7 protein-coding genes are annotated in these 8,555 nt (G+C 60.2%); 4 read left to right on the top strand and 3 right to left on the bottom strand.

Annotation, left to right across the window (positions count from 1 at the left end; translation table 11 throughout):
• Positions 1-388 precede the first annotated feature (388 nt).
• Together TZ03_RS21975 and TZ03_RS21970 are read left to right on the top strand one after the other, a co-directional pair.
• Complete coding sequence (locus TZ03_RS21975) at positions 389-631, top strand: hypothetical protein (RefSeq protein ID WP_051100383.1); 243 nt, start codon at positions 389-391, stop codon at positions 629-631.
• 156 nt (positions 632-787) lie between these two features.
• The gene (locus tag TZ03_RS21970) at positions 788-1,051 is read left to right on the top strand and encodes a DUF3077 domain-containing protein (protein ID WP_051100382.1); all 264 of its coding nucleotides are present in this window, start codon (positions 788-790) and stop codon (positions 1,049-1,051) included.
• 301 nt (positions 1,052-1,352) lie between these two features.
• On the opposite strand, the gene TZ03_RS21965 is transcribed toward TZ03_RS21970, so the two are convergent.
• From TZ03_RS21965 to TZ03_RS21955, 3 genes are all read right to left on the bottom strand, one after another.
• Entirely contained in the window at positions 1,353-2,624 is a 1,272-nt protein-coding gene (locus tag TZ03_RS21965; protein ID WP_051100381.1) for a delta-60 repeat domain-containing protein, read from the bottom strand.
• 201 nt (positions 2,625-2,825) lie between these two features.
• A complete protein-coding gene (gene aceA / locus TZ03_RS21960) occupies positions 2,826-4,151 on the bottom strand; it encodes an isocitrate lyase (RefSeq protein ID WP_051100380.1) in 1,326 nt (441 codons plus the stop codon).
• A gap of 492 nt (positions 4,152-4,643) precedes the next feature.
• Positions 4,644-5,378, bottom strand: a complete 735-nt coding sequence (locus TZ03_RS21955) for a secretin N-terminal domain-containing protein (protein WP_051100386.1) — start codon at positions 5,376-5,378, stop codon at positions 4,644-4,646.
• Between the two features lie 157 nt (positions 5,379-5,535).
• Between TZ03_RS21955 and TZ03_RS21950 the strand changes: the two genes are divergently transcribed.
• Complete coding sequence (locus tag TZ03_RS21950; protein ID WP_051100379.1) at positions 5,536-6,711, top strand: hypothetical protein; 1,176 nt, start codon at positions 5,536-5,538, stop codon at positions 6,709-6,711.
• Positions 6,712-6,765: 54 nt separating this feature from the next.
• Positions 6,766-8,475, top strand: a complete 1,710-nt coding sequence (locus tag TZ03_RS21945; protein WP_051100378.1) for a S8/S53 family peptidase — start codon at positions 6,766-6,768, stop codon at positions 8,473-8,475.
• The last annotated feature ends 80 nt before the right edge of the window (positions 8,476-8,555 follow it).

Genomic DNA, 8,555 nt, shown 5'->3' with positions numbered 1-8,555 from the left:
GCGGCGCTCGATCTGCGCGACACCGCAAAATCCAAACCGATCACCTTGTCGCCCTGACGCAATCGGGCGCAGAACACCTGACATGTCGGATTTGACCCCTTCCCTGTAGGCCATTTCCCAAACATACTCTTGCCGCCTTTTTTCCGTTGCGGCCGCTCTGGCAGCGCTCTAGTCTCGGCTTGTCGTTGCTCATCAACGACACGGCTTTGACAGGCCGGAATTGAAAGAAGGTGCACTCGCTTTGCCTCAATGGCGGCTGTGCGTGTGGGCACGTTCGCGTGCGCCGGTCTTTCTTTCTTTCCACCGGTCTGTCAACCCGCGCATAGCTGCCACCCAACCGTTTGACAGCGGGCGGATGGCGGCCAAACAGGAAAGAAAGGAGCGAGTCATGCTGAAAGTTGTCCCCGATCCACCCCACAACCCCCATTCCCTTGAAGACATCCTGATCCAGGCCACCGACTACGCGCTATGCGCCGCCACCGTGGTGCATCAGGCTTTGCTGCTGCAGCCCAAATCACCGGCCTCGATCCTGATGATGACCTCGATGCATGAGCTGGAGGCGCTACGGGCTTTGCTTGAGTCGGCATTAATCCAGGTGCAGATGCCCGCGGAGCATCGGACTTCGCACTGAAGTTTGAGTGATGTGTTGTCTGAGCTGGCCTCTTCGCGGGTGAACCCGCTCCCACAGGATGACCACAGCATTCAAGACTTGCACGGTACCTGTGGGAGCGGGTTTACCCGCGAAAGGGCCCGCCCAGGTGCTAACGAATTTTCAGGGGAATGAACAATGGCAACAGAAGACACCCAATTCACCGTCGGCAAAACCACCTTCTACCAAGGCGAAAACGGCACCCACCCCCTGTTCCGCATCGAGCCAGGCATTCCCTGCCGCGACGCCCGCGAGCAATCGTCAGAGTTGATGGGCTACGTACGGAAACTGACCATCACCGGCCTGATGGACGAGAAGCCGATGATGATCTGGGCTGCCCACTACCTGAGTGCGATGGCAAAGGCGCTGAAGGATGATGCCGAGCTGGGCATGAAGCACTGAGGTACCCCTGATAAGCGCGATTCTTCTGTGGGAGCGGCCTTGCGTCGCGAAAGGGGTGCGAAGCGCCCCCAGGATCTGTGCATCACCGCAAAATTGCCGGGGCCGCTGCGCGGCCCTTTCGCGACACAAGGCCGCTCCCACAGGTTCATCCGCCCTGTAGGAGCGGGTCACCCGCGAAAGGGCCGGTACCGGCAAAAACAAAGGCCCGCAGCTTTCACAAGCCCCGGGCCTTTGTCCAACCGCAACCCACAATCAGTGAAACTGCTCTTCCTCGGTCAAACCGACCGGTACCACTTCTGTTTCAGGCGCCAAGGCGTGCCAGATAGAGACCGGTTCTGGTGTCTGTCGGAAGCTTGAGATTGCAAGCGACAAGCGCTTGGCCATTGCGTTGACAACTGACCCACGAGGCCATCCCGCTCTTCCCGACAAATGCCCAGCCATCAGCGCCATAATCACGGTCTAGGTTGCCATCGCTGTTGAAGCGCAAAGTGACAAATAAGCCCTCTGATTCTTCATTTTCATAAAGCACGGTCAGGTAAATTTTTTCGGCATCGCCGGATCTTGCGTCAAAGGATAGATCTGATGCGGAGGCCATTACCGATGGGTTCTTTTGGATAATCACAGGTCTCCCTTCGTTGAAATCGGCGTTCAGCGTACCGTCGCTGTTAAAGGACATGAGCGCGGTACCCTCATCAAGAGTGTTGATGTCGGTGCGGCATGCCAGCACGAAGTGGTGATTGGAGGTCGACTGCTTTAGCCGTGCTGGAAGCAACGTGTGCCCCGGCGTACTCAGGCGCAAATGACCATGGGCGGCAAATCCCTCGTCGACCTTGGCTCGCTGATCAAGGCGGGTCACGACGACATGGTTCTGGAAGTCTTCAGCAGGCATCGGCGCGTGCGCCGCATAAATACCCTTTTCATTCAGCGCCATTGCCCCCAGCAGCACTGGTTGACCTTCGTGCGCTGCGCGCCAGGAGCCTGTGCCGTTGAAGTCAGTGGCCAAATCCCCCTTCAGCGTGATTGCAACAATATGGTCGCGCGAACGGAAGTAGAGGACTCCGTTCCAGATGCCTGCGCCGTCGTTGCCCTGTCCAGATGATCCGCTGTTCTTGGTAGCCGATGCTGAATTGATCACCCGGTCCTTAGGTTGGGAACTGATAGATTGGTAAATGCGATAGGGCTTCCCATCCTCGCCAAAATGGATGTCGGGCTCGCCATTGGCGAGCAAGCGAAAGACGATGGGGTGATATGAATCCGGGGCGTAGTTGTAGTCACCGACCACAAATATTCGCCCGGCTTCGTCCGTAATGATCTCGGACAGAAACACCCTCTGGGGACCTCCATACTCGATCGTTGCGATGCCGTTCGAACCGAACTCGGTATCAAGCCTGCCATCAACGTCAAGGCGTAGCAGTTTGATTGCTGTCGCGTTTCTGGGGGCCGAGGAAATAAGGGTTTTTTGAGTTGATTCGAGTATGGCAATTGGGCCGAGGTGGTTGTACTCGGGGTGCGAAAAGCGGCCCTGCGAAGCGAACTCTAGGTCTAGCTCGCCAGCGTTGAAGGTGGTTGGCATGATGCGACTCCTGCTTAGGGTAGTCGCTAGGCTCTCAGAAGATGTGGGATTGAAAAACTGACAATAATACTAGGGGTTGGATGCAGAGAGCTCACTGCTCTGATGGTGGGTTTCACTGTGACTTGAATCGGCCAGCATTGGCAAAAACAAAGGCCCGGCGCTTTCACAAGCCCCGGGCCTTTGTTCAACAGCAACCCACTATCAGTGGAACTGCTCTTCCTCGGTCGAGCCAGTCAGCGCAGTCACCGACGATGCCCCGCCCTGAATCACGGTGGTCATGTCGTCGAAGTAGCCGGTGCCCACTTCCTGCTGGTGTGCCACGAAGGTGTAGCCTTTGTTGGCGTCGGCGAATTCCTGCTCCTGCAGCTTCACGTAGGCGGTCATGTCGTTGCGGGCGTAGTCGTGTGCCAGGTTGAACATGCCGTGCCACATGTTGTGGATGCCGGCCAGGGTGATGAACTGGTGCTTGTAGCCCATGGCCGACAGCTCGCGCTGGAACTTGGCGATGGTGGCGTCGTCCAGGTTCTTCTTCCAGTTGAAGGACGGCGAGCAGTTGTACGACAGGATCTGGTCCGGGTACTCCTTCTTGATCGCTTCGGCGAAGCGGCGGGCTTCGTCCAGGTCCGGCTTGGCGGTTTCGCACCAGATCAGGTCGGCGTATGGGGCGTAGGCCAGGCCGCGGGAGATGGCTTGGTCGAGGCCGGCGCGTACCTTGTAGAAGCCTTCACGGGTGCGCTCGCCAACCACGAACGGCTGGTCGTACGGGTCGCAGTCGCTGGTCAGCAGGTCGGCGGCGTTGGCGTCGGTACGGGCCAGGATGATGGTCGGCACGCCCGACACGTCGGCTGCCAGGCGCGCGGCCACCAGCTTCTGTACGGCTTCCTGGGTCGGCACCAGTACCTTGCCGCCCATGTGGCCGCATTTTTTCACCGAGGCCAGCTGGTCTTCGAAGTGCACACCGGCGGCGCCCGCTTCGATCATGTTCTTCATCAGCTCGTAGGCGTTGAGTACGCCACCGAAACCGGCTTCGGCGTCGGCCACGATCGGTGCGAAGTAGTCGATGTAGCCATCGTCGCCCGGGTTCTTGCCAGCTTTCCACTGGATCTGGTCGGCGCGGCGGAAGGCATTGTTGATGCGCTTGACCACGGTCGGTACCGAGTCGACCGGGTACAGCGACTGGTCAGGGTACATGGACTCGGCCGAGTTGTTGTCGGCGGCAACCTGCCAGCCGGACAGGTAGATGGCCTGGATACCGGCTTTTACCTGCTGCACTGCCTGGCCGCCGGTCAGGGCACCCATGCAGTTGACGAAATCTTTTTCTGGGCGGAAGGACGGGTGGGCACCTTCGGTGACCAGCTTCCACAGTTTTTCTGCACCCTGACGGGCAAAGGTGTGCTCAGGTTGCACGGAGCCACGCAGGCGAACGACATCAGCGGCGGTGTAGGTACGGGTCACGCCTTTCCAGCGCGGGTTCTCGGCCCAGTCTTTCTCGAGGGCTGCAATTTGCTGTTCGCGTGTCAGTGCCATGGAAATAAACCTCGTCGCATCGATCTTGGGGTAATTGTGCTGATGCTCGGAGCAGATCAGGAGCCAGGCGGCTGTCCTGTTCGCAGGAGTTGCGGCGGCGAACGTGAAGGCTCGAAGGGGGAAGGGTGGGCAGGCCAGGCGAAGGTGTGCTCCGGCAGGTCGGCTCGTGGTTGCCTTGCTGCGGTGCTACGCGATTGCCAGTACTGCGGTGATGCGCTTCCGTCCCTCGGGACAACTTCTTCGTTGCAGTCGCAATCCCGTCGAACCGCCTTGTGGGCCGTATAGACACAAGGCGCCTCCAGGGGTGGGAGGAGCGCGCCTCGAAGGCCCTTGCCAGGGCCCCTGATTAGCGGGAGCGAGGCCATCATGCCCTTGGGAAAAAGACCCTGTCAAATGTTTTGTAGTGGTTTTTTTCACTTACTACATCTTTGGTCTAATGCGACTTGGCGGTCAGTTTCAAGGCCTTTGGTCGAGGCCTTGAAATGCCTGGGGTCAGTCGAGAAGGTCGACTTTGACACGTAAAGTCATGTTTTCACCGCGCTGGGTGCTGTAACTGCGGCTTGACCCACTGCGCTCGGCTTGGCTCTGCTGGTTGTAGCCCGCCAGTGTGATCCATTCGCCGAGCTTGCCGGTGATGGTCGTGTCGGTACTTTGCACTTTCACTACATCGGCACGTTCGCTGCTGATGCGGTCATTATTGGTGCTTATTTGCAGGCGAACCGTATCGCCACTCAGGCTTGGGGTGACGTAGAAACCCTGGGTCGCATTGCGGTATTCGGTGTTGCTCTGGATGCGCCCGTAGCCATCGGTGCTGGTGCTGGTAATCGGGATGCTCTGACCCACCTGGATGAGTGCCGGCTGCCCTTCGCTGGCCTGCACCTGTTGCATGCCGCCGTCGCGGTTGCTGGTGCCGTAGTGAATGACCCGCGCGTTGCCACGGTTGTCCTGGAAGTTGCTGTCGTTGTTGTCGACACTGATCAGCAGGCGCTTGGGGGCAGTGTCCAGTTGTTGCAGCAGGGCGCGCAGGTCGTCGATGCGCTCGGGGCTGGCGTTGATGATCAGCTTGTTCTCGAAGGCGCTGACCGTGCCGTCCTTGCCGATGAACGCCTGCGCGGCGGGCAACAGTTCGGCGCTGCTGCGGTACTGCAGCGGCACGACTTCGGTAGCAGCCTGGGCGGTGAGGCTGGCAACCAGCAGCAGGGAGGCGAGAAGGGGGCGTAGCGGCATGTCCATGATCTCCGCAGGGTGAATCAATATGATGGCAAAATTACCGGCTGTCTGCAGGATCTGGATCACGTCGTTGACGTGAGGTGACTGGATGATTTATCGGGTTTTATCTTGTAGGCTATAAATTATAGTCATCAAGATAATTGAGGATAATCACATGTCTCCCATTCGCCCGCTCCTGCGTCGCGATCAGTTGGCCAAGGCTCTGGGCCAGGACCTGGCCGGTGAGTCGCTGGTCGATTACAGCTCGGGCATGTTCCTCGCCGCGCCCCGGCGTACGGGCAAGAGCACCTTCCTCAACAATGACTTCATTCCGGAATGCGTACGGCGCGGCTGGCTACCGGTTTACGTCGACCTGTGGTCGGACCGTGATGCCGCGCCGGCAGAGCTCATCAGTGGCGCCATCGGTGCTGCGCTGGGCAGCTTCGAAGGGGCGCTGGCTAAGGCTGCGAAAAAGGCCGGTATCGACAAGATAAACCTGCTGCGCACGCTCAGCTGGGATTTCACCCGGCCGCAACTGCCTGCGGGTACTACGCTGGCCCAGGCACTCGCCGTGCTGCATCAGGTGTCGGGGCAGATGGTGATACTGATCATCGACGAGGCCCAGCATGCCCTCAACAGTGAAGATGGCCTGAACGCGATGTTCGCGCTAAAAGCCGCGCGTGACCATCTCAACCCTGGTGACCGTCCGGACGGCTTGCGCCTGGTGTTCACCGGTTCCAGCCGCGACAAGCTGGCCAACCTGGTGTTGAAGAGCAAGCAGCCGTTCTTCGGTGCCAGCATCACGCCATTTCCATTGCTGGGGCGTGAATATGTCGAGTTCATCACTGGCTTGTGGAACCGGCGCCTGGCTGACAGTAACCAGTTCAAGGTCGAGGACCTGACCTACGCTTTCGAGCTGGTTGGCCGGCGCCCGGAAATGCTCAACAAGCTGTTGGCCGAGGTGAGCGTCGGCCTGGGTGAGGCGGGCAACCTGGGTGAATTGTTGCGCAACGGGGCACTCAATCACCAGGCCGGCGTATGGAGTGACTACGAAAGCGCCTGGAACGAGCTTTCTCCCTTGCAGCAGGCAGTGCTTGAGGTAATGGCCGAGCGCACCCTCGGCCGGCAGCCTTTTTCGCCGTTTACCGAGCAAACCCTGGCCGATGTCAGCCGCAAGCTGGAACTGGCCCAAGCCGAGGCCAATGCCAGCACGCCCAACGTACAGAAGGCCCTTGATGCTTTGCGCGACAAGGAACTGGTATGGAAGGCCAATCGTGGCGAGTATGCGCTGGAGGATGCGTCCATGGCCGAATGGCTGGCCCACGACAAGGCAATTGCCGGCCACCGCTGAACCTTTGACTTGCCTCGTCAGTCGCAATCACAGGGAGTGCGGGGGCTGATTGTCATGAAGCATGGTCTCATCCTGTTGTTGTGCCTGTGCAGCCTTGGTGCACAGGCCGCAGCAGACTCGTTACGCATCAAGCAACTGCAACGTTGCGGCGACCTGCTTGGCGATGCCGAACAGCAATGGTGCCTGGGTGCGGAAGGGCTCGAGGCTGGATTGCCGACGGTATGGCTTGGCGGTGTGCAGCTGTCGAAAGCCGAAATTGAACGGCAGGGTGACAGGCTTACGCTGAAACTGGCGAAAGCCGCCGAGCGCAGCGCGCCGCTATGGCTGCAAGACGGTGGCCGCACCAGCAACCCTGTGTGGCTCAGCCGCCAGCGCAGCCATGTGGTTGCCGCAGGCCCTGGCGAGGTGGCGAAGAACATGGACGGCCTGACGACCTACGTCGATCTGGTCAGCCTGCTGATCGAAGAAAAGCACGACGGCCTCCAGGAGGCCCGGCGTATCGCCGGTAAATATGGCGCCAAGGTGGTAGGTGGCATCCCGCCGCTCAATGTCTACCAGTTGCGCTTGCCTGTGCATGACCTGATACAGCGTGATGCGATGATTCTGCGTATGGGCAGCGAAGTCAGCGTGGATGCGGTGATTGTCGAGGAGTCCGCCCCCGAGCGCGGCGAAGAAGGCGGCGGGCGCGATCCCCAGGCCATCGATCAGGCGGACGAATGGGCCGCCAACCGCTTCATGGACGCCCTGTATTTCTACCAGCGGCGTATTCCGGCTTCCCGTGTACCGGTGCAGCCCGTGCGGGTAGGGGTGATCGAGCGCGAGGTGGACTTCGACGCGCCGGCGTTCAAAGGATATCGGGGTGGGTGCGCCAAGGGCCAAACGTGCCTGTATGCCCGCGATGGCGATCGTGCCTCCAGCCATGGCAGCCATGTGGCGGGCATTCTGGCTGCACGGGAACAGGGTTTTCTACCTGGCTTGGGCCAGCCCAGCCCGGGCTTCGAGGTGATTGTCGAGCGCAACTCGGATGCCGGCGTCACGGCCAATATCGCGGCTTCGGTAAACCTGGTCGAGGATGGCGTGCGGGTGTTGAACTGGAGTTGGGGAATCCACAGGGTCGGGGCAAGGAACGTCAAGGGGGATGAGGTCGATTCGCTGGTGCGCTCCGGGCTGGCGATGAGCGGCTATGAGGAGCTGCTCGAGGAGTTTTTCCTCTGGTTGCGCGCCCAGCACCCTGATGTGGTAGTGGTGAACTCGGCGGGCAATGGTGCGTCCTGGTCGGGTACCGATGAGTATCGCCTGCCGTCGTCGTTCATCACCGAACAACTGCTGGTGGTGGGCGGGCACCAGCGTAGCGACAAGGCCGTAGCGGTCGAAGACCCTCGGCACGTGCGCAAGCGTCACAGCTCCAATATCGATATGCGCGTGGATGTCAGTGCTGCAGCCTGCATTCGTCCAGCAGCTGCTGATACGGCACATTGCGGCACGTCATACGCAACCCCTCTGGTGACAGCCACCGTGGCGGCGATGCTGTCGATCAACCCGGCCCTGACCCCAGAGCAGGTGCGCATGCTGTTGCGGCGCAGTGCCTTGACCCTGGGGCCCGAGCAGGATTTCGAGGCCATGGATGCCGAAGACCTGACGGCACCCATCCTGCCTTCGGAGCGTGGCGGTCAGTTGAACGACCCCGACCTGGGCCGCTCGGCGCGCCTGGACATGCAGCGTGCGCTGGACCTGGCAGTGCAGAGCCGGGACCGGGTACGTTGAGCGGTGGCCGCTGCCAGACAAATTCCGTAACATCGCGCCCCTCGTTTTCTACCTGTCCATCCGGACTGCAGCACAGGATG

Origin of the sequence: Pseudomonas sp. 10-1B (genome assembly GCF_000935045.1) — a bacterium.
Taxonomy (GTDB): Bacteria; Pseudomonadota; Gammaproteobacteria; order Pseudomonadales; family Pseudomonadaceae; genus Aquipseudomonas.
This window is presented reverse-complemented; position numbering and strand designations above follow the sequence as displayed.

Bases quoted from the DNA above. Each gene is read 5' to 3' on its own strand.
- TZ03_RS21965 (WP_051100381.1), bottom strand. From the start codon at position 2,624: ATGCCAACCACCTTCAACGCTGGCGAGCTAGACCTAGAGTTCGCTTCG.
- TZ03_RS21975 (WP_051100383.1), top strand. From the start codon at position 389: ATGCTGAAAGTTGTCCCCGATCCACCCCACAACCCCCATTCCCTTGAA.
- TZ03_RS21945 (WP_051100378.1), top strand. From the start codon at position 6,766: ATGAAGCATGGTCTCATCCTGTTGTTGTGCCTGTGCAGCCTTGGTGCA.
- TZ03_RS21950 (WP_051100379.1), top strand. From the start codon at position 5,536: ATGTCTCCCATTCGCCCGCTCCTGCGTCGCGATCAGTTGGCCAAGGCT.
- aceA (WP_051100380.1), bottom strand. From the start codon at position 4,151: ATGGCACTGACACGCGAACAGCAAATTGCAGCCCTCGAGAAAGACTGG.
- TZ03_RS21955 (WP_051100386.1), bottom strand. From the start codon at position 5,378: ATGCCGCTACGCCCCCTTCTCGCCTCCCTGCTGCTGGTTGCCAGCCTC.
- TZ03_RS21970 (WP_051100382.1), top strand. From the start codon at position 788: ATGGCAACAGAAGACACCCAATTCACCGTCGGCAAAACCACCTTCTAC.